Raw genomic sequence first — 23,653 nt, 5'->3', positions numbered from 1 at the left:
ATTTCTGGAGACCTGCAATGACTGAACCCGAACAACAAGCGCCCGCCGCCCTCGTGGAGAACATGCTGCTTCTGCGCAAGGAGGACTTCGACGATCTGCTCGACCGTGCCGCCGAACGCGGAGCCGAGCGTTGCCTCGCCCATCTCGGGCTGGAGAACGGCAGTGCCGCGAAGGACATCCGCGAGCTGCGCGACTTGCTGGAAGCGTGGCGCGATGCCCGCCGTACTGCGTGGCAGACCGCCGTGAAGGTCATCACCACCGGCATCCTGGCCGCGCTGCTGGTCGGTGCTGCCATCAAGCTCAAGCTGATGGGAGGTGGCCAATGATCGAAACACTTCTTGGCGGCCTCCTCGGCGGGGCATTTCGTCTCGCGCCGGAAATACTCAAGTGGCTCGACCGCAAGGGCGAGCGTGGCCACGAGTTGGCGATGCAGGATAAGGCGCTGGAGTTCGAGAAGTTGCGCGGCGCGCAGCGGATGGCCGAAATCGGTGCGAGTGCCGAGGCAGCCTGGAACGTCGGTGCAGTCGATGCGCTACGTGAGGCCATCCGCACCCAAGGGGAGAAGACCGGCGTGCGCTGGGCCGACGCGTTGTCGATCAGCGTGCGCCCGGTGATCACCTACTGGTTCATGGCGCTGTACTGCGCTGCTAAGACGGCGGCATTTGCGGCTGCCGTCACCGCTGGCGCTGGCTGGGGCACGGCGATCTTGCACGCCTGGACGGAAGCCGATCAGGCGCTGTGGGCCGGAGTGCTGAACTTCTGGTTCCTCGGGCGCGTGTTCGACCGGGTGCGGTCGTGACCGAGGTGCCGAAAACGGCCATCGAGTTGGCCAAGCGCTTCGAGGGCTTCCATCGCGTGCCAAAGGCCGATCCTGGACGCGCACACCCGTACATCTGCCCAGCGGGTTACTGGACGATCGGCTACGGTCATCTGTGTGACCCGAAGCACCCGCCGATCAACGAAACCGAAGCCGAGGTCTATCTGGCGCGTGACCTGATGACCGCGTTCAATGCTGCGCTGCGCTACTGCCCGGTGCTGGCCACGGAGCCCGAGGCGCGGGTTGCGGCCCTCGTGGACTTCACGTTCAACCTTGGGGCGGGGCGTCTGCAGACGTCGACGCTGCGGCGGCGGGTCAATCAGCGGGATTGGGCTGGTGCGGCCATAGAGCTGCGTCGCTGGGCCTATGGGGGTGGGCGCGTGCTGCCAGGACTGGTCTTACGCAGAGAGGCTGAGTGTGTCTTGCTGACTCTACCCAGCTTAAAGTGATCTTCATCCAAAGTCGGTGGCCGCTTTTAGCCTCCAAAAGGGCAGGCAAGAAAGCCCGTATTCATGCCCGCCATCCGCGAATTCGTCGTGATGCTCTGATATAGGCAGCCCTCGGGCGCAGAGCTTGTTTGGCCGGAAGTTGGAGCATTGGTGTGAGGGCGTTCCGAAATTTTGCAATGCCTCCATTCTGTTTCGCGGCTGCAAGCTCGTTGCATCGGGACTCGCTGACCTCAATTCGATAAGCCTCGTTGAACGAAACTAGATTACTGTCGTAGGCATAGTGATGAAGCTTGCAGAGTGCAATGCCGTTGACAATTTCATCTGTGCTGTCAGGTGCTGAAACGGGAATTATGTGAGCAGCGTCGATGAGGGCTAGCTGCACTTGGCAAAACGCACACTTGTGACCATAGGCACCAAGCACCTTATCGCGAAAGTTTGCGGCTCTGTATTTTGTTGCAATGCTTCTGATAACTGTGCGGCGGTTCGAGTTGGCCACCTCGTCGATCTCTTCGTCGGTCAGGGTGTCAAGCTTGTTAAGTAGAGCGATGTCGCGGTGGGATGTGCCGGTCTTGTGCAGGCTTGCGCTTGAAAGGGCGTAATCAGCAAGAAAAATAGGCCGGAAGGCAGCGACGATTTCGTTGTCCTTGACCTGCGTGGCGAATGCCTTGCTGTGGGCGTCTTGGAGCGTTCCCTCTTTGATCTGAGCCGAGGGCGATGATGATGCCTGCCCGTCGTGGGCCGCGATGTCCCATGCCGCGAAGACCTGGGTGTCGTCGTGCCAGCCCAGCAGCACCGTTGCTTCCTTTGGATGGATGTGCGGAATCGCGCTTGTGACTTGGATGCGGAACTCGTCGGGTGCCCGGTTTCCTCCGCCGTGGGTGCAGTTCCAGATGTAGACCCGCAGGTCGAACGAGGCGCGCTCAGGGTTGGCCGCCCTAACCAGGAACGGGTGTTTTCCTTCAATCACCAGTGGCATCCAGCCGCCGTCTCGCAGGCCTTGGAGCACTCTGTCAAGCAGTTCGGGCTTGGTCAGTTGAGCCATTTCTTTTCCTTTTCAAGGTCTTGGAAAAGATGGTAAGCGCGACTCTTGCCTTGCCGCCGTCCCGGCTTCGCACACCCGGCATTGGCTTGGCGTCGCGCAGACGACGGGCAGTGGCGAAGATGGCACGCCCATTGGAGAGGAGGCCTCGGAAGGGTGGTTTTCGTATTACACTTGCCTGCTAGTTAAATGAATGCGAAAAACCAGAAAGAAGAGGCATCAATGGTCCGCCCGCACGTTGCAGAGCCCCGTGAAAACATCGCCAGCCTGAGGCTGACCGCCAACGAACGCGAGGAGATGGAGTTCACCTCGCAAGCTCTTGGCTTCAAGTCGCTCAGCGACTATATCCGACACCTCCACAAGGTCGCTGTCGCCCCAGAGAAGAAGCGTGTCGCAAAGCTCAACGGTAAGACCTACGGCCCCCTGATCGAGGTCCACAAAACCGACCTTGGCAAGATTTACCAAGGCGATTCGCTCGAATACCTGCACCACAAGGTCAAGCCGGGCTCTGTGAACCTGATCATGACCTCGCCGCCTTTCGGGCTGGTCCGTAAGAAGTCCTACGGCAACGAGGACGCCGCCGAGTACTGCGAATGGTTCCGGCCTTTCGCCGAGGGCTTCCATCGCGTCCTCAAAGACGACGGCAGCCTTGTCATCGACATAGGCGGCGCGTGGAAGTCAGGCTCGCCCACTCGGTCGCTCTACCACTTCAAGCTCCTGGTGATGCTCTGCGAGGAATACGGCTTCCACTTGGCCCAAGAGCACTACTGGTGGAACCCTGCCAAGTTGCCGTCGCCTGCCGAATGGGTCAACGTGCGCCGCGTCAGGGTCAAGGACGCGATCAATTGCGTGTGGTGGCTGTCAAAGACGCCATTCCCCAAGGCGAGCAACAAGCGGGTGCTCGCCCCCTATTCCGATTCGATGAAGGGCCTGCTCAAAAACGGCTACACCGCCAAGCTGCGCCCGTCCGGACACGACATCTCCGACAAGTTCTCCAAAGACAACGGCGGATCGGTGCCGCCGAACTTGCTGGCCATCGCCAACACGGAGAGCAATGGGGTCTATCAGGAGTATTGCCGGGCCAACGGCATCGACATCCATCCAGCCCGTTTCCCTGCCTTGCTGCCGGAATACTTCATCCGCTTCCTGACCGATCCGGGCGATTTGGTCGTCGATCCGTTCGGGGGCTCTTGCGTGACCGGCATGGTCGCGGAGGCGTTGGGCCGCAAGTGGGCCTGCATCGAACTGTCGAGCGAATACATCCGAGGTGGCATCGGTCGCTTTCAAGGCGACGTGGCCGCGATTGGTCGCGGGCGTCCGGCCCTCTATTCGATCAACACGCCATGCTCTCAGCCCGTGGACGAAGCCGCTGTGCCATTGATGGCCAACGGCGGGGCAACGCGGTAATTGCGATCAGTCAGCTAAGGCCAACGTCGCCTTGGCGTGAAGGCGTTGGGCCAACGGAGCGAGGCTTCCATTGGCAAGGCCTGCGAAGTCGGTGAGACCGACGGGCTTGGCGCCATCGAGGCTTTCGGCAAAGCCAGAAAGATCCGAGATCACTGCGGCACAGTCAACCAAGAGCGACTCGGCAGTGGCTACATTCGCGGGCCGCGAATCCCGGCAATAGCGGACAAGTTGTTCGATCGCGTCCACGATCGCAGAATTGGCGGAATTGGGCGAGCCAAACCACTTGCATTCCAAGTGCGAAATCGTAATACCGGTCGGCTGGTCGACCACTGTGATGTCGGTTCGCCCCAAACCAAGCCTTGCATCCAGAGCCTCGGTGGCTTTGCGAACCATGATTTCCGACGAGTCGAGTTGCGCGTCGGCCCGTTTGGGCAGGGCTTTTTGCCAGTGGATGCGGTAGCGCCCCACGGATGCGATTTCCGACCCGCCCGCAATGGAGCCTTTCCATCGCATGGGCGATCCGCTGGTGTCTGCCAGCGCTTCGGCCATGGCAAGTCCAGCGGAGAGTTCGAGCTTTTGCCAGTCGTCAAGCTGGGCCACCAACGTGCTCGACAGCAGGGCTTTGATCGCTTCGGGCTCAAATCGCTCGATGCCTTCGAATGCGAGCATGGCATCGGCCGCCAACCGGTACAGTGGAGAAAGGCTCTTGCGCGCATCGCGAATCTCGGCGCCGCCTGGCCTGCGCCGCCCCGCAGGTGAGAGCATGACTTCGCGAAGCAGCTTGGAACGGGTGGCTTGCTCAATCAGGGCCGCGCGGTTGTGTATCCATTCCTGCTCAGGCCCGAGCTTGTGCCTGCGCATAGCCGAAAGGATCAGGGACTCGGCTTCGCGGAGCACCCAAGCCAAGACATGGTTGCGCCGGGTAAGAGGCGACACCGAAGGCTCCGACACGACAAACAGCGTGGTGTCGCCGGTCAGTTCCTGTTCGAACAGGGTTGCTCTGGCGTCGACCGATCCGGGGATGTGCCCCGAGTAGGTCTGCGTTTCGAATGCGATTGCCGAGCGAATGTCGCGGGGACGGGCGGCGACGTGCTTTGCGATTCGGCGCAAGTTGTCCGACAAGGCCCAACGAAGCAGAAGCTCTTCACGATCCTCGATCATGGCCCGAGGCGTTTGCGACTGCCAGCCATCGCCATGCTGCGCGCGGTGGCAACGCAGTAAAGCCGACAGGCAGTAATCGGAGAGCGAATCGGGCGTTGGAATCGTCAAGGCGCGAGGTCCATGAATCGACGGTCCACATCGGCGGCCAAGACGTGCGGCAGCCCCCATGCTTGGGAGATAGCCGCGGAGCACTCCATCGCTTCGGCCCGGCTGATGCCGTCAAGCAAGGGCAGGAAGGTCGATGCCATGACAAGTATGAAGGTGTCTTGATCTGCAGCATTCGGCGCAGCCAAGAAGTCGATCGTGTCGTCGATGCCGGAGGCGAGCCGCAGAAAGTCGATCACAGGCGCGCCCCCAAGTTCACGGTGGCGATTGACGATGGTCCACATGTCTGCGATCGGGTTTGGCAATGCTGCATCGTTGGCCCCGCGAAGCAGCCCAAGCTTGGCAAGCATCTCGCGCACGAAAGCGCGGGGGTCTTCCGGGATGCCGATGCGAATCCATGTGAAGCGCCGTGACAGCGCGAAGCTGATCTGTTCGAGCTGCGTCTTGTCAACCTGATTGAGCGTGCAAAGCATGGCCCAGTTGGAACCGGGCGCGAATTCGTGGTCCGCCTTCGCCGGGTTAGGCTTCGGAAGGATGCGGTAGCACGGGCTCGCCGGGTTTTCAACTTGAACCCGATAGGGCAACGAGGTCGACTGGCCCGACAGCACTGAAAATAGCGGGCCGATCACCTTGTCGATGGGGCAGCGGTTCAACTCGTCGATGATTATGGGCTTGTGGAAGTCCCGCAGCATCGCGCCGGGAATGAATCCCATTCGACCCGGTCCCAGCGGCTGGTAGCCACCCACCAGATCTTGCGAATTCCACGATGCTGAGCCGGTCAGCAGCGTGTAGGGCGCTTCACCATCGGAGAGGTCGTCGCCTGCGATCTGCTCGGCGACATATTCGGCCAGCGTGGTCTTGCCGGTGCCGGGTGGGCCATGGAAGACGAAGTGCCGCTTTCCCGTGCCCAAGGCAGCGTTGATGAGCTTGTAGACGTTGTCGGGGATGCCGATCAACTCAGGAGACGGGGCCAGCGTGACAGGGGCAGCAACTGCCGGAACGCCCGCCGCAAAGGTCGCAGCAAGGTCGACTTCCATCCGGGCAAGGTCCGCAGGCAGGTTGGGGTCGTAGACTTCGACGTCGGCTGGTCCCGTATCGAGCCATGCCCGTATGGCTTCGGTAGCTTCGTCGTAAGTCAATTGCGCGCCGGACGGCAAGGTCAGCGGGTCGCGGGCCGCCATGGTCTTAATCAGGCACATCCGGGCGATTCGGACGGTCGCCTTGTTGTCGGCGCGGCCCTTGTAGCCGATGTCGCTGGTCCCGGCGGTGAAATCGGTCAGGGCGTCGCCCGACGTGCCCGGAGGCAAGGGGCGCGCGAAGGCGAATTGGATGATCCACTCCCATTCAGGCGGGAAGACGAAGGCTGCATTGGCAGTCTTCACCGAAGGCATGACCCGGAAAGCTGCCAACGCGCACTTGCCCTGTCCATTGTTGATGTAGCCGGGCGTCCCTGCGCCGGGCATCTCATGGCCAGTTGCGTCCTTGGCGAGGCTTGCCGTGGCGGGCGTTACTGTCGCGTCGATCTGGATAATCCAACGTGGCGGCTTGCTGCTGATGTTGGCAGGCGTCTCCCAGTAGCCGGAGGCGACAGAGGTGGCCTCCGGCAGCGCCAAATCGCGCGTACCAGAGGAACGACGAGTGTAGGCTAAGGGCCGAAGGGCGCCGGAGCTTGCGGCTTTGGCTGCGGATTCGGCGCCCAAGATGTTGTTCTGCGTTGGTGCTGTGGCCACGTAATTTCCCTTTGTAACTGCATAAAGTTTAAGCGCAGTTGGGAGGGGCGCTTCTGCAGACGAAAGCGGGTGGGCCCGCAACAGCCGCATAGCGTGAGGAAGCGCAAGCCTGAGCAGGTATTACATGCCTTGCTCCAACTCATCTTCCGTTTCGGTGTCCAATGCTGTGTTCCTGTCAATTCGCCATTTTTCTGTTGTGGGATCGAAGACAGCGCCTTCCATAACCACCAATATCTGGCTGATTTGGAACTTCTTGAAATCTCGTTTGGTCAAGCGGCGAACGGCATTGAAAATATCGTCCAGTGTTGAGCCTTCTGCCGGGCTATTCTCCAAAGCCATGCGAACCGCGACATTGGGCCAAACTCGTCGAGAGCTCGGCCAGGTGGCTGGGTAGAGGTATTGGGCGCGGTCGATTCGTAAGCCCTTGCCCTTGCAATATCCAAAGAACGCCTTTGAAGTGTCCTCATCCAGGTCGCCTAAAACGGAGGAGACTTCCGACACATGTATGCCTTCTCGTGTTTCCTCCAGATGCTTTTCGATCATCTCAAAATAAGCAGCGGGGTCTTTGAGTTGGACATCTCTGTCCGCAAGTCCCCATTTGCTGGTGCCGATTCGTATCAGATTGCCCGCAGCATGGATTTGGAAATGACTGTTCACACCTCTTCCGGAAAATAGCTTCTCGCGAATTTCACTCGTGCTCATCGGAGCGCCTTCGCTTTCCAAAAGAGCCATCACTGCTTGGCGCAAATCCAAACGCGATGCTGCCGACCCAGACCAGCTGCCTCTCAGGCCCCACACCATGCGTTTCATGTAAACCAGCGATTCAGAGTTTTGCAGAGCAATGTTGATGATGTATTTGGAAATCCTACCGTCGAAGTCCAAACCTCGGTCGAGAAGTTCGTCCATCAGCTCAGATGTGTGCCATTGCCGGGTGGCGTCGCCACTGGACACGATGTCTTCCACTTCGGAAACGATTAGGTCGATCTCGTCCTTGGACAGTGGGCAATGTGAGAAGAGCCCATAGGTGCCTCGCGCATAGAGCATCCCAACGGATGCCGCCGCGTGATGCAAGCGCCTTGCTTCAAATTTCCGGTCTTCGTATCGCGATGCGCGGCGTTCTATTTCAGAGTAGTGAAGCGGCATGCCTGCTTCTTCCAAAATGGCGCTGACCACCGCCTCGGCAGTCCGGCCATAACCGGATAGCCTTTTGGCGTCGCCCGCGCGATTTGTCCACAATGCAAATGAAGAAACTTGCCGCCAAAGCGTTTCACGCAATTCTGCGCCCTTGTCGCTCAACAAAGCTTCAATTTGGAGGCGAACATACTCCTCAGTGGGTTTTTCGCTGACCATTTCACGGAGTAGTGATTTTCCGGAGTCGACGGCATGGGTCCATTCTTCAGTGGAAAGATGCGTGATGATCGAAACATCATCGATTTTCAGGATTGAAAATCTTTCTGGAAACAGATGCTTGAAAATTTCGGCCAATGAATTTTCAAGTTCCTCGGCGCCTTTGAACCAAGGATCGATGGCTGAAATTCCTCCAAGAAGTAGAGGGGATGCGCGCTCGGCAAGAAGTCCATCAAGCCGCTCTGCGAGCGATTCCCAAAACAAGTGTCGCCGAATTTTCTTGAAAATCTTTACTTCTATTTGCCTCACTCGCTCGCGGGATACTCCAATTTGATCGGAAATTTGTTGAAGCGTATGAGGCTCGCAGCGAAAGCCAAGTCGTGCTGCAAAAATTCCCCGCTCGTTTTCATTGAGACATTGGGCAGCTTCAACGATGCCGTCAATAAGACTGAGAGCAGCGTCGTGCCGGGAAATTTTTAGCAATCCATCCTGAATGTCGTCGTCGATCGCAGATAGTTTGCTGTTAGGTCCATAGTCGACTAACGCCTTAGGATCAACTTCATCGTGTAGCTTGCTAGTCTTGCGTTTAAGGGCATCGCCGTTGATCAACGCCTCGTAAAGCAATTTGCCGAGCCCATGAACGGAACCTTGCCCTAGATTGGGGAGCTTAAGCAGTCCGTTGTAGCCCTTTGCGGCAATATGCGCGACTGTCGAAAGATTGTGGCCTTTGAACACGTTGGCCATCCGAACCGTCGTATTCAAATTTTGAAGCTTATCGTTTAAAAACCATGGAGGGCATGCATGAAGATTATTGAGAATGCCTGATGCTGACGGTTTTTCGCCAGCGATCAATGTATACCGCGCTATGCCAATGATGTGGCGGTTTGATGTGTCCAGCACGTGTTCATTGGCAATGTAGGACTCGTCGTCCCATATGTCGGCACTGCGCAAGGTCTGTTCGAATTGCGGCTGAGCTTCCAAAAATTGCTCAACCCATCCGCGCGGTTCAAAATCGCCTAGGGTGCGCAACGCCGGTGCCGCAACCGATTGCAGGTCTTTTACCGATGGGTGGCTTGGATCTGCAATCTCATAGCCATATCCGGCAAGAGCTAGTCGGAAACACAGTCCATCGACTACCCCAACGGGCAGCGAACTCACTATGACAGGAGGAGGGAGCGAACCGACCGCTGCATCTGACAACAGCAAAGTGCCTGGCCAAGCTTGCGCAAGCTCGGCAATCTTCTGGGTCTCTGGCCGCCAAAATCCAACATGGATAGCAGCAGATGCATTTTCGACGGACAGTGCGACCCGAGCTGCGTCGATCAGTGGCTCCAGCTCCCGAAAGGCGTTTGATGCCCAATCGCCACCATGGGCTTGCGAGAACAAGAAGGCGCGCAGTGGCTTCATCCAATTAATAGCTTGTAGAGTTCTTGGAGGGGAGGAGAGATGCGACATCCAGCGGTCCGCCATCGAATCGGTTTGCCAGTTCTATGACACCCCAATCGGCGAGCCGCTCTGCCATGCGATAAACCGACCCGCCTTGAAGGTCCATCAAAGCGCGTATCGCGGCAGCAATCTCTTGATCTGGATCGATGGTGGCAACGCTGAAAACAGTTCGCCGCGATGGAACATCGGGAGGCTCGATTCCTTGCGCCAACGCCAAGCCTATGCCGAGCCGATATCCGTCAGCCATCTCAGCCAGAAAGTTGTCTTCCTTCATTTGCTGCAAAAGCGCGTGGGCCTTTTCGCTTAGTCCGATCATTGTGGGTTCTGTGATACTCATTGGGTCACCTTTTCAATGGTCGAATGGCGGGTGTTCACTTCTTTGATTTCATAGACACGGCCTACGCGTGATGCGATTTGGTCAAGGTCGCGGTCTCGATTGACCTCTCCCTCGTGGACGAACAAGATCAACTGATTGGTCGTCGTCGGTAAATATTTGAGAATGTTCGCGCGATGCCCCGGATCGAGTCGTCCAAATGGCGTGTCCATGACCACAGGCCCGGCGGATCGGCCAGCCCGCGAAAGGCCGTCGATGAGTGACAAAGCAACGATCTGTTCAGCGCCTGCGCTGCGGATAGTGACCTCATGGCCATGCTCATCAAGAATGGCCAAACCATAGTTGTTATTGATCTTCAAGCCGGAATACTTGCTCTGCGTCGTCATCGACTTGAAGGCATCGCTGGCAAGTCTTTCCACGCGAGTCTTCAAGTCGTCGCGAAGCCGGTCGATGCTTCGACCGTAGATTCGTTCGAGTTCGCTGGCGATCTTCACCACCTGCGAACTCTTTGCCGCTCTGGCTGTTGGGATGCTTTCAAGCGCCTTGGAAATCATGGCCAAGTCTTTGACGGCCTTGTCCATTTCAGCCTTGTTGGCTCGGATGTGCTGCTCGATGCGACCCTCTTCTTTGAGGAGGCCATCCCGCAAGGCGCGCTTTCTTGCGATCTCGGCAGTGTCTTGGCCTTTGATCTGGTCGTGCAGCCTCTCGATTTCATTGTCGAGCTTGGTTTGCTCAACCTTCAAGCGGGAAATTTCCCGGTCACATGTCGCGATCTGGGCAGTGGGACCGTGTTTCAAGAGGCGGTCAAGGTCTCTGATCTCGGCGCTGATTCGATTGCGTCCGTTTTCGTCAACGGTGATGCCCATGAGCGCGGCTTCGAGTTCGCCCAACTCTTTGCCTGCGTTGTTCCGCTGTTCTTGATGCAGGGGCTGGCCGCAAGACTGGCAAACGGCATTGTCGACAGACTTTCTCAATTGCTCGATCTTTGCGATGACTTTCGCGCGGTGGATCATGGCATCGGAGAGTCGGTTGTTCTCCTCCATTAGGTGCTCTCGCTTCAAGGCAATTTGTGGCCGGATCAAGTCCTTCCACGCATCGCGAATCAAGGCGAGTCTTTCGATTTCGATCTCCTTTTGGCGCTGGGAATTCTTGACCAAATTGTGAATCGCCCCGGGTTTTCTAGACACCTCTGAGCCTCAAACCTGAGGCCCAATAGGAGGTGCCATGAGCAAGCAGAGATACCCCGAAGAATTCAAGATCGAAGCGGTCAAGCAGATCACCGAACGAGGCCACAAGGTGGCCGACGTGTCGGCCAGGCTTGGCGTCAGCCAGCACAGTCTGTATCAATGGATCAAAGTCAAGCAGATGTCGCCTGACCAGCGCCAAGCGCAGTGCTCGCAAGCCGACGAGATGCGCCGCCTGAAGGCCGAGCTCAAGCGTGTGACCGAGGAGCGCGACATCTTAAAAAAGGCCGCAGCGTACTTTGCCAAGCAGTCCGGGTGAAGTACGCATTTATCGAGCGGCATGAACACGAGCACAGCGTGCGCCGCATGTGCAAGATCATGACGGTGCACCCCAGCGGCTACTACGCCTGGAAGGCCGATCCGGTGAGCCCACGCGCCCAGGACGATCAACGGGTGCTGGGCCTGCTCAAGCACGCGTGGTTGGAGAGCGGCGGCGTGTACGGCTACCGCAAGCTCACCCTGGACATGCGCGATCTAGGCGAGTCCTGCGGCAAGCACCGCGTGGCCCGATTGCTCAAACTCGAAGGACTGCGCTCGCAGACCGGCTACCGCCGTCGCCCTGGCATGCGTGGTGGCAAGCCCGCGGTCGTCGCGCCCAACCACCTGCAGCGCCAGTTCTCCGTGGCGCAGCCCAATCAATCCTGGGTGACCGACATCACCTACATCCGCACCCATGAGGGCTGGCTGTACCTGGCCGTGGTGGTCGATCTGTTCTCGCGTCAGGTGGTCGGCTGGTCAATGGGTAGCCGCATCGATACCGGGCTGGCGCTCGATGCGCTGGTGATGGCCTTGTGGCGTCGTCGACCCGAGCAGCCAGTCACAGTGCATTCGGATCAAGGCAGTCAATTCACTGGGCATGACTGGCAGGACTTCCTACGCGACCACAAGCTGATCTGCAGCATGAGCCGTCGCGGCAACTGCCACGACAACGCCGTGGCCGAGAGCTTCTTCCAGTTGCTCAAGCGCGAACGCATCCGCCGCCAGATCTATCCGACCCGCGATGACGCGAGAGCCGATGTCTTCAACTACATCGAGATGTTCTACAACCCTAAGCGCCGCCATGGCACTGCCGGAGATACTTCGCCGGTAGAGTTCGAGAGACGCCATTCCCAACGGCTCAAAAGTGTCTAGGGAATCCGGGGCGATTCACTGGGTCATCCAATCCTGGGGCGGCAGCAGTCAAGAGCTTGCGGCGCTGAGCTTCGGGAAATTCAATTGTGTCTACCCCTGGCGTTTCCCCCCTCCATAACAGATCGAATATCTTGTGATGGGATTGCACCCGCGCTTCATCTGCGGGCAGCCAGCTTCTGAATACTTCGATTGACTCGTGGTTGCCCTCGGCGTGCCACGCGCTCCATGTCTCATTGGCCGATCCCAAGAAGCTCACCTGGTGGCCCCGAGCATCGTCGAAGATACCAATCTTTTCATGATAGATCCCATTGCCGCCGCTGCGAATGGCAATCTTCATATCCAGGGCGCCGACTTTGATGAATGTTGCCAAGAGCTTTGCACTATGTCCTGCAGCCGGGTCCGACAACAAAGCATCTATATCCCGTGAAATGGCACGCTCCACAGCCTCGTCGCGCTGAACGTATCCTGACGCGATAGCTTGGGCATCCTCCTCAGTGATGGAGGGGGAGCAGATGAATCTGGCTTTGCCGCCCCTGCGGGCGAAGTCCACAAATGGCTGACCAATGATGGCAAAAATGCTGGACCGGAAATATCCCACTGCTCTGTCGTACGTGACAGCGGCGTCGAGGCACGGCTTGTAGAAGCCGGAAACAGGATCCCTGTCGCCCGTCCGATAGTGGGCATCAAGCGCGAGAGTCGCGAGGTTCCCGAGATGATTTCCACCTGCTGTGCTCAACTGAATTCCTTTCGGCAGTTGGGGCGGGTCTGGTAATTGTTCACTTTGGAAGTCGTCTCAGTTCTTTATTCCGCAGCATCGGCATCTATCCTTTGCTGGTCAGGAGACCGGTAGCCAGGTGCCAGCACGGCATTCTTGACGCCATAGATCGCCAGAGGGTCATTCAGCCAGAGCCGGTACTCATGGCCCCGCAGGCTATGGTCGGGAGAGCAGTCCACACTCCATTTGCGCAGGAGGTATCCAGCCGTGGCGGCACGGAGCTTCATCCGCAGCACGCCATTCCGGATGCCGTAGTCCATTTCGGTGATTTCAGGCCGGGGCTGATCGGGATGCGGAACTAGCTCGAGTTCGACGATCCGGGTCCACTGAATGTCTTGATCGCTCATCTCGTGGGACGCTACTAGCTGACCTTTCAGCACGACGGGGTGTCTGATCCGGGTGATGACGAAATCCCGGAACTCCTGGGACTTCCGGTCGAAGGCGCGGACGTGCCAGCGAAGGCCGTTATCGATCAACGCAAAAGGGACGATCTCCCGCTGAGTGCGGCCACTGGAGATCGAGTGGTACTCGATGCCGAGCGGGCATTCCTGGTGGATCGCCCGAGTCACGCTCGCCAGCACATCCAGATCGGGATGCGTCAACCGCGAAGGGCTCTCGCTGGCGACCCATGCCTTGAGCCGCATAGGCTCGCCGTCGCCGAACCCCTGGGTCAGCCAAGACAGCACGCGCTCGGGCGGAAAGTCGAAGACCGGGTGGAAGTCCGGGCCCAGGATGTAGGACTTGCCCTTGGAGTCGTAGTCGATGTTGCCGGGGGACAGATCTTTGTAAAGCGCCAGATCCCGGCTGGCCGCTGCCGACTGGATGCCAAATCGCGAAACCAGGTCCTGACGGCGGATCTCCCCGATGAAGCGCACACGCAACTCCACGAACGCGAGGCGATCGCGCTGTGGCTGGGTGAGTTCTGCTAGCTGTTCGTTCGACATCCTGGGTGCTCATTCGGGTTAGCGCAAGCTTGTGCGGGCCATCGCGGGAAGTATATAAGCTGCTTTAGAATGTGTTTATTGTATGAAATTAGATATTTATACATCGCATTGTGATTATGAACTGATGTACTGAAGACGCTGGGGGGCCAAGCATGAGCGGTAGCCGATGGGATCAGTCGGGCATGTCCCACAAGGGGTGGCACTGCGTGGACGTTGTCGACTTTCGGGTCGACGGCGAGCCTGCTGACGACACCGACTACGCGACCTACCAGATGTGTTGAAACGAGAAGATCCGCTACGTCCAGTACCCTGGATCGATCGCTTGAGGTTGTGCACAGACGCTGCGCGAAATCAGCGAAATCAGCGAAATGAGAAGCCCGACAAACACTTGCGGACGAACCGGCACGGCGAAACGAGCGAAATGAGCTTCCGCACTACGTAGGTCTGTACACCCGCGTCGGCGTGCCCGGCGAGTCGACAGGCCGCTCGACGGTCTGCACGTTAATCTTGGGCGGCGTACTGGCCAGCAGTTGCTCCAAACTGGCGTCGATCCGCGCCTTGGGCACCTTGCCCTTGAAGCATTCAGTACTGATCTGGCTGCGCGTAGCCTGTCCTCGCTCGCGCAGGAAGGCCAGTACCCGGTTCGACAACTCCAGAACCTGCACCAGCTTGGCTTCCTCGGCGGCGCTGACGAAGACAAAGCGCACGGACGCCGTGGCGTGCCGAATCCACGCCATCGCGGCGTCGATGTGCGGGACATCGATGCGGGTTTGCAGATCGGTCAGTGCCATCAGCATGGCCAGCCGGAGCAGCATCGGCGCACGGCGCTCCAGCAACGCCCCAATAGCGCCATCGTCCATGCCATCGTGCAGTTCGCCACGGTAGAACTGGGCGTAACGCCACTGCGCCTGGGGCGATAGTTCCATCCGCAGGTGTTCGCGATCGTCGTGCCGGTCGGCGCTGACAAAGATCAGCACCTCGAGCGTTCGGCGTGCCAGATGCTCGACCAGCGCCTGCGGCGTTTCTTTTGGAAACGGTAGCATCCGGGACCGCTCGGCCCAGATCATCAGGAAACGGTTGGCAAAGCCGTTGGTGAGTTCGCGCGCGCTCATCAGGCCGGTCAGCTCGCCCGGTGAGATCGCGCCACTCAGGCATACGTGCGGATCGCTCGCGTAGAGCCGGTTCGACTTGGTGGCGGGCTTGAGATCGACGCCATCCCAACAGTCGCGCAGGGCCGCCGACAACGTGTTGCCGTCGCGTCGCCCCTGATGCAGCACATTGGCGAACTCGGATTCGACCACCCACAACCGCTTGTCCTCCATGGCGGGCACGTCCAGTCGGCCTTGCCGATAGCCGTCGTGGATCAACGCCGCAAGACCTTCGCGAGTGGACAGCCCGCCTCGGTGAACCTGAGGCGCGAAGGCATCATCGATTGCCCGCAAAGCCGCGTCGATGCGCAGCACCAGTGACACCGCGTCGCCCTTGCGGCCACGGCCAGAGCGCCCAATGTGCAGGCAGAACAACCGAGCATGGTGCCAGGTGTTGCCGATGGGCAGGTACACGCCACGCCCGACCGCGCAGGACAGGTAGGCCATGAAGTTGGCGGCTATGGCATGGGCGTTGGTCTCCGTGCCTTCGCTGCCCGCGCGGGCGACGTCGCCGATCAGGCCGTAGAGGCAGGTGGGATCGGGCTGTGGCGCGTTGCGGTGGGGTGGTGCCACGTCATCTTGGTGGTCATCTCTATCGAGGCCAGTCGCTGCGTCCGGCACTGGACGTGTCGCATGACCGCCGTCGGTGGGTGCGGGCTGTTCATTCACTTGTCCAGCGTCACCATGCGGACGATGCTGTCGAACTCGTTCAGCACGTCGGGATGTTTCTTCGTCAGTTGGCGCAAGATGGCTTCGTTGGCCATGAGTTTGGCCAGGTAGCCCTTGGCCAGCACCAGATTGAGGATGTCCTGGCCGTAGGACTGTTCGGCCAGCTTGAACTGTTCCTGCAGATTGCCCATTTCTCGCTCCATCTTGGCCATCTGATCCGCGCTGACGCCGGTCATCCTCTTCGGCTTGACCTCGCCGACGAGCATGTTGCTGGGCGTGGCGGCCACCAGAGCCTGGGCGTAGGCGACCGTGATGTTGTTGGCGCTTACCATCAGTTCCACGCATTCGACCTGCCGAGTCGGTTTCATCTTTCGCAGTGCCGCACCGAGGTTGGCCGAGAAGGTTTGGTCGCGCAGAAGCTCGGCGGCTTCCGGACAGATCCCGTCGAGCAGGTTCAGCTTCTTGATGATGTGGCTGATGTCCACGTCCAGGGCCTTGGCGAGCCGTTCTGGAGTGACGCCACGTTCGACGGCGCGCCGGATCATCAAATGTTCCTGGATGCTGGAAAGCCGATTGACGCGGTTGTTGTAGGTGTAGCTCTCGTCATCAGTGGCCACGAGGCATGGAACCTGTTCGAAGCCCAGTTGCTTCAACGCGACCAGGCGTGTGTGGCCATCGAGCAGGATGTGCTGGCCAGATCGGTCGGGTTTGCCAACCGACAAGGGTTCGATCAAGCCGACGGCCTCGATGGACGCGATGATCTGCTTGAACTTGCGGGAGGTCACCAGCCCTTCGGGCGTCTTGCGTGACGGAAGGACGGCCGACAGCGGCAGGAGCAGTGGCTCTGGGACGAAGCCCAGTGGCGGCTTGGTCACGCTCCGCTCCCGCGTGCCCAGACCCGATCCGCCAGGTACTGCGGCAGGGTGTCCAGGCCTTCGGCACGCAGCAGATTGGTGAAATTCTCATCAGCCAGCAATTGACGCAGTGCGCCGACGATAAACAGCAGATTGCGCTGGGCGGTTTCGGCCTTTCGCACCAGCAGCTTCTGGCGCTCGACCTCGCGCTGATAGTTGCGTACCAGGCTGGACGTAGTGACATCCTCGTTCGGCTTGCGGGACGGCATCCTGCCGCCGATTGACCGGCCTTGGGTGCGACGGCGTTCGATCACGCGACGGGCCTGGATCAGTTGGCTGCCGCGCAACTTTCCGGACTCGTAGGCTTCCTGCAGGGCGGCCTGGACCGATTTGTCATCGGTGCCAGCGCCCGCGATGGTGATCGCCGCGTTGAGTGGGATGCGTCCGCTGCCGACGGCCATCAGGAGCCGTTCCTCCCCGTTCTTCAGTAGGTACAAAATGCCTTGGACATACTCCGGACTCAGGCCGGTCTTCTGCGCGATGGCCTTCTTGTCGTATCCCTGATCCCGCAGTTGCTCGATCCCGACCAGGAGTTCAAGCGGGCTGAACTTGCGCCGTGCGATGTTCTCCGTCAGGCTCATGATGAAAGCCGATTCGTCATCGACGTTCATCACCATCGCTGGAATTTCCTGTTGGCCGATGGTCTTGAAGGCCTTGAACCGCCCCTCGCCGCAAATGAGCAAGTAGTGCTCGCCATCGCTGCCGGGGCGCGGGGTCACGATGATGGGCTTTTTCAGGCCGATGCTCTGGATGTTGCCGACGATCTGCTCGAACACGCGGCTGTTGCGTTCGCGCGGGTTGAGCACTTCGATGCGGTCGAGCGGGATCATCCGCAATTCCGAAGGGCGATGCTCTTTTTCGTTGCTCATGCGGCCCTCCTGATGCGTATGCGCCGGGCCATGCCATACAGGTAGTCCAGGCTGTCGAAGTGGTAGCACTCGAACTCAATGCCGTTGTGATCGGCCAGATGGATGCGCGGCTGACCGAAATCCAGTCGAGGCAGCAGGTAGTAGTCCAGTGCGCCTTGGTTGCCATCGTCCAGACGCACGGCCACGGTGATGTCCGGGGCCAGACTGGTGTCGAAGCGCACTTTCCAGCGCCGTCGCCCGTTGTCGAGCTGCTGGCAACGGGCCAGCACCAGTGAGACGGTGAATTCACGATTGACCGTCAGCAGGTCGGTCGCCGGATCGCGTTCGACCGCACCGCCGACCTCGGCGATCATCCGTTCGGTCTGGCCGACGATTTCCGGGTGCAATCGGCGCAGGAACTGGTTCACCTCCAGATACTGGTAGTCCCGATCCGGGGTGAAGCCGACTGTCTGGTACGCGCGGATCAGGCTGCCGAAACGGTGCGCATAAGCCGCTGCCGATGGCATCCCTTCGGTTTCATCGATGATCAGGCCGGAGAGATAACCGTGCCGCTGGTACAGGCTGCGCAGCTTTTCGATCAGATCTTCGTCGGTGTATCGATGTGCCCGTGCGCGCAGGATGCCTTGTGCGGTGTAGAACAAGTCAGGTGGGACGATGCCCTCGAACGCGCCTTCCTTCTTGATCCACATATCGGGGCTGTTGACCACCCGATGCTTCTTGAGCTTGAACGAGCGCCGGTTGTAGACGTTGTTGCCGATGTATTTCTCGTTGGACAACACCTCCCGCACGGTGGCGCGCGTCCAGTCACGACCGAGGTCGGTGCGAATGCCCTGGGTGTTGAGACGTTCGGCGATCTCCGATTCGGTCAGGTTGTCGTCGACGAACCAACGGTAGATCATGTTGACGACGGCGACCTCCGCATCCGGCCCAGGCTGCAGGATGACGCGGTCGGTTTGCAAACTCTTGTGCTCGCCGCGCGAGAGTTCACTCTTGACCGATCCGGACTGGTCGATCAGCACACGTCGCAGGCCGTAGCCTGCGGGCCCGCCTTGCCGAAACCCCAGTTCGATCAGGCGACACTGCCCTGCGAACACCTTGGCCGACAGCTCCCGGCTGTATTCACCGGCCATCGCGCGTTTGACGCCCTTGACGATGGTGGACACGGGCGACCCGTCGTTCTCGAACTGTTCGGCACAGTAGGCGACCTGAATGCCAGCGCGGCGGCAGATGTACTCGTAGTAGGCACTCTCGTCGGCGTCCTGGAATCGCCCCCAGCGGCTCACGTCATAGACGAGGATGATCTGGAAGTCCGCGTTGTCCGTTTCGACGTCCCTGATCAATTGCTGCAGCGCCTGACGGCCATCGATGCGCAGTCCGCTCTTGCCTTCGTCGGCGTAGGTGCGGACGATCTCGATGTTGCGCCGGGTGGCGTACTCGCGGATTTTGTCGCCCTGGTTCTCCGTCGAGTACTGCTGGTGCTCGGTCGACATCCGCACGTATTGCGCGGCCCGAAACACCGGGCCCGACCCCGGCGGGTGTGGAGGAGGTTCGATCTCTTGCATAGGCCCGGTCACTCTGTGATTGGTGCTCTCGGGTCTGCCACTCCTTTCAATGAACGCGACGCAGCGCTACGGCGGCATCGCACACGGTCGGAATCGTTGCCATGCAGAACATTCGAGAGCCTGTTTGGGGTCAAAGTTACGGTCGGATGGCCGGTGTGTCGATCAAGTCCTCTCTTGACACGTCCATCTTGCACGGACACGTCACGCAGACCGGCGTGATCTCGACGATCCAGGAATCGCCGGTTCCCCTCGGAAACGCAGGATGTCGGGTGATGCGGTACAGGCCGGTTGGCAGGTCGCACACGTCCATCTTTGCAAGATCGACATCTGCCCCGTTGGCATCACGCAGACGCTGCCGCTCGCGGGTGCGCTGCGCGTACTCGGGCTGGTCGTCGCGGTAGTTGCGCCAGTAGTCCTGATGGCGCTGCGACCACGCCTGCTGGGCGGCGCGCTGGTTGATCCGGTAGTCGGGATCGGACTGGAGCTTGGACCGTTGCCACTGGCGCTTACGGGCGCGCTGGCAGTCAGGTACAGAGCAGAAGGCTTGGTCGGGAACCTGCGGGCGGGGTTCGAAGGGTTGGCCGCAGTGCGCGCAGCGTTTGGTCATCGTTGTGGTCTCCATGCAAATTCCGCATGGAAACCGCGACGACTCCGACGCCGGGCCCGAGTGCTGGCCGTGCGCCTCTACCTGGAAAGCCTGGGATGAGCCGGTGTCGGAGCCAGCTCGGCTCTCCTGGTGGAATATGTGTCGTAACTTTTAGTCTGGAGCACCAACCTGATCGTCGTCGGCTTTTAGGGTCATGTATTCCAGTCGCCACTGCGTGAGCAGTCTTGCCTTGCTCATAGGTAGATCGTCTTCCGAGATGGACATACATCCCTTCAAGGCAATCCCGCTCCATTTGTCCGTGGCTTGGTCGAAGTGCTTTTCCGCGAAGAGAGTCGTGATCGCGGTTTCGATCTTTTCCACATCGTCGGCGGTCTGCTCCGGATCGTCACCCGGCGGGTATGCAAGAACGATTTTCAGGTCGTAGGGACTGCCATCGGAGTGATTGATTTCATTGCCACCGTCCACATCGAAATAGATGGCGGACAGCAGGTTACCGACCGGTTCGATGATTTTCGCGAGGCGCTTGTCGACTTTCGACTGGGATAGACGAATCACGAAAGGGTCGGGGAATGCCGCACGGTTGTAGCGGACTCCCAGCCAAGAGCGCAGCGCCGATAACGACTTACCAGGAAACACATGAGTGGTGTCGGGAGTAAATTCTGCGAGTGCCCGCTTCGGAATCGAGCGTTTGGCTGTGGCGACCAATTCGACAACGGCTGGGATGCCGTTTTGCAGCACATCGACGTGTAGTGTGCGGGGCGCTTTTGCCCAGTAATAGTTGCCGTCCCCTTTCGACACATGACGCCCAACGATGACTTCCACGTCGGGTTCGATCTGCAGGGCATCGTTGGCCAAATCGCAATCGTGACTGATGATGACCACACAGGTCAAGTCAGAAGACTCAGGATGGAGCAGTCCCAGCGCCTGGATGGCATCCGTCGTGAGGACGTGCCCCTGGCGCCACGGAGTATCTCGAGTCCAGCTTCCTGCCATGCCATCCATGTCGGTCAAACGTCTTCATTGAATGCGGGACGACCCATGTCGGATACGTCGGGGCGCGAAGGTGTTCTACCCCCAAGCAAGGCATTGAGTTTGGCTTTTGCGACCGTGCCCCGTTTTTCTATTCGAACGAGTTTTTCCGCCGTTTCCTTGCCGTCGGCACCCTGTCCAATCAGTTCGACGAATGACCTGCCTTGTGCAACGGTACGTTCGAGAGAAAGTGCTGTGGGCTTGAAGCCAGCCTCAGTGAACGTTCGAGCGGCTGCGGCCAGCTGTACGAGCTTGCCCTGATGCGGCTCCTTGGGCGTTTCGCCATTGAGCCAGTTATAGAGCGTCTGGCGCGATACCCCGAAAACGGCAGGCAGATGGGACATGGTTCGGCCGAAACCGGTTTTCACCTCCTTCATCAGGTCGGTGTAGGGGGCAAATGTTTCCTGTGCCGCTGCGGGTTCAACTTTCAGGATCGCGTAGGAGCTATAGCCTGGGCGCGACATGACAAAGTACACGCTGTCGACACCGCCGGTTCCGCTTCCGCCAAAGCAAGGCAGCGGACCGCCGTCGCCAGCGGTCGCCCGTTTGTAGATTGCGGGAGCGGGCCGGTAATGGGCGTGGACATTGATATCGCCAACGGGAACTGCGAGTCCGAGCATGATTACTTGTCCCAAGCGTCAAATGCATACCGCGTTGCGGTAGTCTTGAACGCAGATCCGATAATCTTGTGGATAACGTCAAGATGGTGTGCAACGGCCTTCGTCGAAAAGGCTTCACGGCCTTCTACGAAACCATCATTGTCGAGGATGGCACTGATGCCTATATAAGATGCGAATCTTTCAATAATCCGCATGCTCCCCGGCTGGATATCCGGAGGGAAGGCCAGAGGGCCTTCTTGTATGGCAACCCGACTCAGTAACTTGATGTTCTCGATCTCGTTCATTGCCTCTGTATAGGAGTACAGCGAGCGTCCTTCGAGGCGTGAACTCAGCCCCTGAACCTGTTCGACGAGGTATTGCCCGATGGATTCTTCGGGTTGCGGCATTACTCGGTCGAGATAACGAAGCCCAACGCGTTCGGTGAATGCGAGTTTTACTGCGTCATTGACGATACTCAATCCATCCAAGAAGCAAGCGGAGAAGGTTTCGAACTGGCCGTAATTCGTTGACTGGAGGGTGAGGCTCTGACCGTCGAGGATAAAGGTATGCGTGTTCTCGACGTTGCCGAATAGGAACCTTTCCTGCTGGACAGGCGTCGGGGTCGGCGGTTGACCTTCTTGGGCAGTCAACTGGATCGAGATGAGATGCTGGCGATCGAAATCGGGGTAGCCTGCCTGACGGAAGCTCTCCTGGATGCCTGGCAGGAAATCAGCCAGCTTCAGAATCGGGTTGAACCGCACCTGAGCCAAGGTTAGGTACACGGGCGGGTTCTTGAGCGGGGTTCCCATCGATTGATCATCTCCAAGTGACCGGTCTAAGTTTACACTTCGGTTGACACTTTGGCAAGTTTTCGTGTAAACCGCCCCGGATCGCCGGGCGGCACGGTGAGCAAGTGACTATCGTCATCGGAAGGAGGTTCGCCGTACCCCGGGGCGTCCAGAGTGACTCATGTCCTGCGCCGATAGTGGTGGTCTCAACTCCGAAGAGTTGGTGTAGTCCGGCTTTCGACAGTTGCGGAAATGCGCGGAGACGGCGGAATTCTCCCCGGACTTCCGCATGGTGTATGATCATAGATATGGTGTCCTCGCCTGTGAGGCAGGGCGGTTGCCTGTATGAGGGAACTACACCACCAAATTACTGCTTTGGCGCCACGCGCAACTGGCGATGATCTGCAAAAAATCCCTAAGTATCAAAGACTTAGGGATTTTTTTTGTCCAAGGCGTTCCATCACAGTCCAAGAACAACCGTCCCATTGTGCAGTAACTTTTACAGGAACCTCCGCAAGGACGTCTGTTGCTCTAAAAAGTTACTGTTGCTCGTTTTTCCCTTTTTGTGCCTATACATCTGGAGCACCTGGGCATTCCAGGGAGCCACCGGATCCCCGCAGCACATCCCCCGCTGCGGTTCAAGGACAGATAGCTTAGATAGAGGACACATCGCGCCGGGCCACCAAGGGGGTGGAGATGATGTGATGACGACCACAACAACTGACGTGCTTATGCGTCTGCCAGCTGTGCTTCAGGTGTTTCCTGTGAGCCGTTCTGGTTGGTATGAAGGTGTCCGGACAGGACGCTACCCTGCGCCGGTCAAACTTGGCGCACGCGCAGTCGCTTGGCGGCGCTCGGATATTGAGCGACTGGTAGCAAATGGCAGCTATGAACCAGTGCCGTCTGGGGGGCGCGCATGAGTGCCGAGGGGCGCTACGCTCGTTGCCGTGCCATGCCCTGAGCGGTACCAGTCAAACGCCCAAAAAAAAGAAAGCGCCTCGGCGGCAACCGGGGCGTATCGCCAACTGCCAAGCGGCATCTGCACCGTAGCATGTAGAGAGCTTCCGACCGAATAGCTGGTGTGATTCAGTGAGTGGGTACTCGCTGCATTTGGACAAAGGCAGTCATTCGTTGCTCGTGAATCGTCTTCTTTGTGTCAATGGACCCGGACAGTCCAAAAAACCTAGGATTTCTGGACACTCTTCGCACGATCGTTTTTTGCCCTCCGCGCGCTATACCAAATGTGCAACAAGCCATACACCTATCAACATCCAAGAAAGGAGTCTCGATATGGCACACATTGGGTACGCGCGGGTCAGCACGCACGAGCAGAACTTGGATCTGCAACGTGATGCGTTGGCGCGCGCAAACGTAGCGCAGATCTACGAAGACAAGGCCAGCGGCAGAACACTCGATAGGCCGGAGTTGACGCAGTGCCTTAAGGCCTTGCGTCCCGGCGACACGCTGGTTGTGTGGCGCCTGGACCGGCTGGGACGCAATCTGCGTGACCGAGGGTGTGCAGAATTTTGTGTAAACGGA

The 23,653-nt window shown here is 58.9% G+C and carries 22 protein-coding genes and 1 pseudogene; 7 read left to right on the top strand and 16 right to left on the bottom strand.

Annotated features, from left to right (window positions below; genetic code table 11):
• The first annotated feature begins 17 nt into the window (after window positions 1-17).
• The 3 genes from DTPSY_RS15960 to DTPSY_RS15950 are packed head-to-tail and all read left to right on the top strand — an operon-like array spanning window position 18 to window position 1,266.
• The gene (locus tag DTPSY_RS15960; protein ID WP_015914438.1) at window positions 18-326 is read left to right on the top strand and encodes a DUF6127 family protein; all 309 of its coding nucleotides are present in this window, start codon (window positions 18-20) and stop codon (window positions 324-326) included.
• The gene (locus tag DTPSY_RS15955) at window positions 323-799 is read left to right on the top strand and encodes a hypothetical protein (protein ID WP_015914437.1); all 477 of its coding nucleotides are present in this window, start codon (window positions 323-325) and stop codon (window positions 797-799) included. Before DTPSY_RS15960 ends, DTPSY_RS15955 begins: the two co-directional genes overlap by 4 nt.
• Entirely contained in the window at window positions 796-1,266 is a 471-nt protein-coding gene (locus DTPSY_RS15950; RefSeq protein ID WP_015914436.1) for a lysozyme, read from the top strand. The genes DTPSY_RS15955 and DTPSY_RS15950 overlap by 4 nt, the downstream gene beginning before the upstream one ends.
• Before the next feature lie 61 nt (window positions 1,267-1,327).
• On the opposite strand, the gene DTPSY_RS15945 is transcribed toward DTPSY_RS15950, so the two are convergent.
• Complete coding sequence (locus DTPSY_RS15945; RefSeq protein WP_015914435.1) at window positions 1,328-2,308, bottom strand: HNH endonuclease; 981 nt, start codon at window positions 2,306-2,308, stop codon at window positions 1,328-1,330.
• Window positions 2,309-2,494: 186 nt separating this feature from the next.
• On the opposite strand from DTPSY_RS15945, the gene DTPSY_RS15940 reads away from it, so the two are divergent.
• Entirely contained in the window at window positions 2,495-3,712 is a 1,218-nt protein-coding gene (locus tag DTPSY_RS15940) for a DNA-methyltransferase (protein WP_202944277.1), read from the top strand.
• 6 nt (window positions 3,713-3,718) lie between these two features.
• Here DTPSY_RS15940 and DTPSY_RS15935 read toward each other — a convergent pair whose 3' ends face one another.
• The 5 genes from DTPSY_RS15935 to DTPSY_RS15915 form a co-directional block, all read right to left on the bottom strand.
• Window positions 3,719-4,981, bottom strand: a complete 1,263-nt coding sequence (locus DTPSY_RS15935) for a hypothetical protein (protein WP_148215384.1) — start codon at window positions 4,979-4,981, stop codon at window positions 3,719-3,721.
• On the bottom strand, window positions 4,978-6,678 hold the full coding sequence (locus DTPSY_RS15930; RefSeq protein ID WP_187148586.1) for an AAA family ATPase: 1,701 nt from the start codon (window positions 6,676-6,678) through the stop codon (window positions 4,978-4,980). Before DTPSY_RS15930 ends, DTPSY_RS15935 begins: the two co-directional genes overlap by 4 nt.
• A gap of 150 nt (window positions 6,679-6,828) precedes the next feature.
• Entirely contained in the window at window positions 6,829-9,462 is a 2,634-nt protein-coding gene (locus DTPSY_RS18250; protein ID WP_187148585.1) for a sigma factor-like helix-turn-helix DNA-binding protein, read from the bottom strand.
• Between the two features lie 4 nt (window positions 9,463-9,466).
• Window positions 9,467-9,838 carry a hypothetical protein gene (locus tag DTPSY_RS18430; protein ID WP_148215383.1) on the bottom strand — a complete coding sequence of 124 codons (372 nt, stop codon included), beginning with the start codon at window positions 9,836-9,838 and terminating at the stop codon, window positions 9,467-9,469.
• Window positions 9,835-10,992: a hypothetical protein gene (locus tag DTPSY_RS15915; RefSeq protein WP_041838900.1), complete on the bottom strand. Its 1,158-nt coding sequence runs from the start codon at window positions 10,990-10,992 to the stop codon at window positions 9,835-9,837. Before DTPSY_RS15915 ends, DTPSY_RS18430 begins: the two co-directional genes overlap by 4 nt.
• 67 nt (window positions 10,993-11,059) lie before the next feature.
• On the opposite strand from DTPSY_RS15915, the gene DTPSY_RS15905 reads away from it, so the two are divergent.
• A protein-coding gene (locus DTPSY_RS15905; protein WP_085945350.1) for an IS3 family transposase occupies window positions 11,060-12,210 on the top strand; the annotation gives its coding sequence in 2 pieces (ribosomal slippage) (window positions 11,060-11,306 and window positions 11,306-12,210; 1,152 coding nt in all).
• On the opposite strand, the gene DTPSY_RS15900 is transcribed toward DTPSY_RS15905, so the two are convergent.
• The 10 genes from DTPSY_RS15900 to DTPSY_RS15860 form a co-directional block, all read right to left on the bottom strand.
• Window positions 12,197-12,946 carry a phospholipase D-like domain-containing protein gene (locus DTPSY_RS15900; RefSeq protein ID WP_015914429.1) on the bottom strand — a complete coding sequence of 250 codons (750 nt, stop codon included), beginning with the start codon at window positions 12,944-12,946 and terminating at the stop codon, window positions 12,197-12,199. The two genes, DTPSY_RS15905 and DTPSY_RS15900, sit on opposite strands and share 14 nt — an antisense overlap.
• A 65-nt stretch (window positions 12,947-13,011) precedes the next feature.
• Entirely contained in the window at window positions 13,012-13,929 is a 918-nt protein-coding gene (locus DTPSY_RS15895) for a helix-turn-helix transcriptional regulator (RefSeq protein ID WP_015914428.1), read from the bottom strand.
• Between the two features lie 434 nt (window positions 13,930-14,363).
• The gene (locus tag DTPSY_RS15890; RefSeq protein WP_238526545.1) at window positions 14,364-15,650 is read right to left on the bottom strand and encodes a DUF3987 domain-containing protein; all 1,287 of its coding nucleotides are present in this window, start codon (window positions 15,648-15,650) and stop codon (window positions 14,364-14,366) included.
• Between the two features lie 92 nt (window positions 15,651-15,742).
• Window positions 15,743-16,621: a plasmid partitioning protein RepB C-terminal domain-containing protein gene (locus DTPSY_RS15885; protein WP_015914426.1), complete on the bottom strand. Its 879-nt coding sequence runs from the start codon at window positions 16,619-16,621 to the stop codon at window positions 15,743-15,745.
• Entirely contained in the window at window positions 16,618-17,529 is a 912-nt protein-coding gene (locus DTPSY_RS15880) for a ParB/RepB/Spo0J family partition protein (RefSeq protein WP_015914425.1), read from the bottom strand. The genes DTPSY_RS15885 and DTPSY_RS15880 overlap by 4 nt, the downstream gene beginning before the upstream one ends.
• Window positions 17,526-19,091, bottom strand: a complete 1,566-nt coding sequence (locus DTPSY_RS15875) for a recombinase family protein (RefSeq protein ID WP_015914424.1) — start codon at window positions 19,089-19,091, stop codon at window positions 17,526-17,528. The genes DTPSY_RS15880 and DTPSY_RS15875 overlap by 4 nt, the downstream gene beginning before the upstream one ends.
• A gap of 136 nt (window positions 19,092-19,227) precedes the next feature.
• Window positions 19,228-19,698, bottom strand: a complete 471-nt coding sequence (locus DTPSY_RS15870; protein ID WP_015914423.1) for a hypothetical protein — start codon at window positions 19,696-19,698, stop codon at window positions 19,228-19,230.
• 150 nt (window positions 19,699-19,848) lie between these two features.
• Window positions 19,849-20,700 (bottom strand): hypothetical protein, encoded by an 852-nt coding sequence (locus DTPSY_RS15865; RefSeq protein WP_015914422.1) that lies wholly within the window; start codon window positions 20,698-20,700, stop codon window positions 19,849-19,851.
• Between the two features lie 5 nt (window positions 20,701-20,705).
• On the bottom strand, window positions 20,706-21,347 hold the full coding sequence (locus DTPSY_RS18425; protein WP_015914421.1) for a hypothetical protein: 642 nt from the start codon (window positions 21,345-21,347) through the stop codon (window positions 20,706-20,708).
• Window positions 21,348-21,349: 2 nt separating this feature from the next.
• The gene (locus tag DTPSY_RS15860) at window positions 21,350-22,135 is read right to left on the bottom strand and encodes a TIGR04255 family protein (protein WP_015914420.1); all 786 of its coding nucleotides are present in this window, start codon (window positions 22,133-22,135) and stop codon (window positions 21,350-21,352) included.
• A 683-nt stretch (window positions 22,136-22,818) separates the two neighbouring features.
• Between DTPSY_RS15860 and DTPSY_RS18245 the strand changes: the two genes are divergently transcribed.
• Together DTPSY_RS18245 and DTPSY_RS18240 are read left to right on the top strand one after the other, a co-directional pair.
• Entirely contained in the window at window positions 22,819-23,034 is a 216-nt protein-coding gene (locus tag DTPSY_RS18245) for a helix-turn-helix transcriptional regulator (RefSeq protein WP_148215382.1), read from the top strand.
• Window positions 23,035-23,404: 370 nt separating this feature from the next.
• Window positions 23,405-23,620 (top strand): annotated as a pseudogene (locus tag DTPSY_RS18240) (recombinase family protein); the annotation flags it as partial.
• Window positions 23,621-23,653: the final 33 nt, after the last annotated feature.

Origin of the sequence: [Acidovorax] ebreus TPSY (assembly GCF_000022305.1) — a bacterium.
GTDB classification, from domain to species: Bacteria; Pseudomonadota; Gammaproteobacteria; order Burkholderiales; family Burkholderiaceae_C; genus Diaphorobacter; species Diaphorobacter nitroreducens.
Note: the sequence above shows the minus strand (reverse complement) of the source record. Positions and strands in the feature narration are given on the sequence as shown.

What these genes read in the sequence shown, in the direction of transcription:
- DTPSY_RS15960 (WP_015914438.1), top strand. Translation starts at nt 18, where the DNA reads ATGACTGAACCCGAACAACAAGCGCCCGCCGCCCTCGTGGAGAACATG.
- DTPSY_RS15955 (WP_015914437.1), top strand. Translation starts at nt 323, where the DNA reads ATGATCGAAACACTTCTTGGCGGCCTCCTCGGCGGGGCATTTCGTCTC.
- DTPSY_RS15945 (WP_015914435.1), bottom strand. Translation starts at nt 2,308, where the DNA reads ATGGCTCAACTGACCAAGCCCGAACTGCTTGACAGAGTGCTCCAAGGC.
- DTPSY_RS15940 (WP_202944277.1), top strand. Translation starts at nt 2,495, where the DNA reads ATGAATGCGAAAAACCAGAAAGAAGAGGCATCAATGGTCCGCCCGCAC.
- DTPSY_RS18250 (WP_187148585.1), bottom strand. Translation starts at nt 9,462, where the DNA reads ATGAAGCCACTGCGCGCCTTCTTGTTCTCGCAAGCCCATGGTGGCGAT.
- DTPSY_RS18430 (WP_148215383.1), bottom strand. Translation starts at nt 9,838, where the DNA reads ATGAGTATCACAGAACCCACAATGATCGGACTAAGCGAAAAGGCCCAC.
- DTPSY_RS15895 (WP_015914428.1), bottom strand. Translation starts at nt 13,929, where the DNA reads ATGTCGAACGAACAGCTAGCAGAACTCACCCAGCCACAGCGCGATCGC.
- DTPSY_RS15880 (WP_015914425.1), bottom strand. Translation starts at nt 17,529, where the DNA reads ATGAGCAACGAAAAAGAGCATCGCCCTTCGGAATTGCGGATGATCCCG.
- DTPSY_RS15875 (WP_015914424.1), bottom strand. Translation starts at nt 19,091, where the DNA reads ATGCAAGAGATCGAACCTCCTCCACACCCGCCGGGGTCGGGCCCGGTG.
- DTPSY_RS15870 (WP_015914423.1), bottom strand. Translation starts at nt 19,698, where the DNA reads ATGACCAAACGCTGCGCGCACTGCGGCCAACCCTTCGAACCCCGCCCG.
- DTPSY_RS15865 (WP_015914422.1), bottom strand. Translation starts at nt 20,700, where the DNA reads ATGGATGGCATGGCAGGAAGCTGGACTCGAGATACTCCGTGGCGCCAG.
- DTPSY_RS18425 (WP_015914421.1), bottom strand. Translation starts at nt 21,347, where the DNA reads ATGCTCGGACTCGCAGTTCCCGTTGGCGATATCAATGTCCACGCCCAT.
- DTPSY_RS15860 (WP_015914420.1), bottom strand. Translation starts at nt 22,135, where the DNA reads ATGGGAACCCCGCTCAAGAACCCGCCCGTGTACCTAACCTTGGCTCAG.
- DTPSY_RS18245 (WP_148215382.1), top strand. Translation starts at nt 22,819, where the DNA reads ATGACGACCACAACAACTGACGTGCTTATGCGTCTGCCAGCTGTGCTT.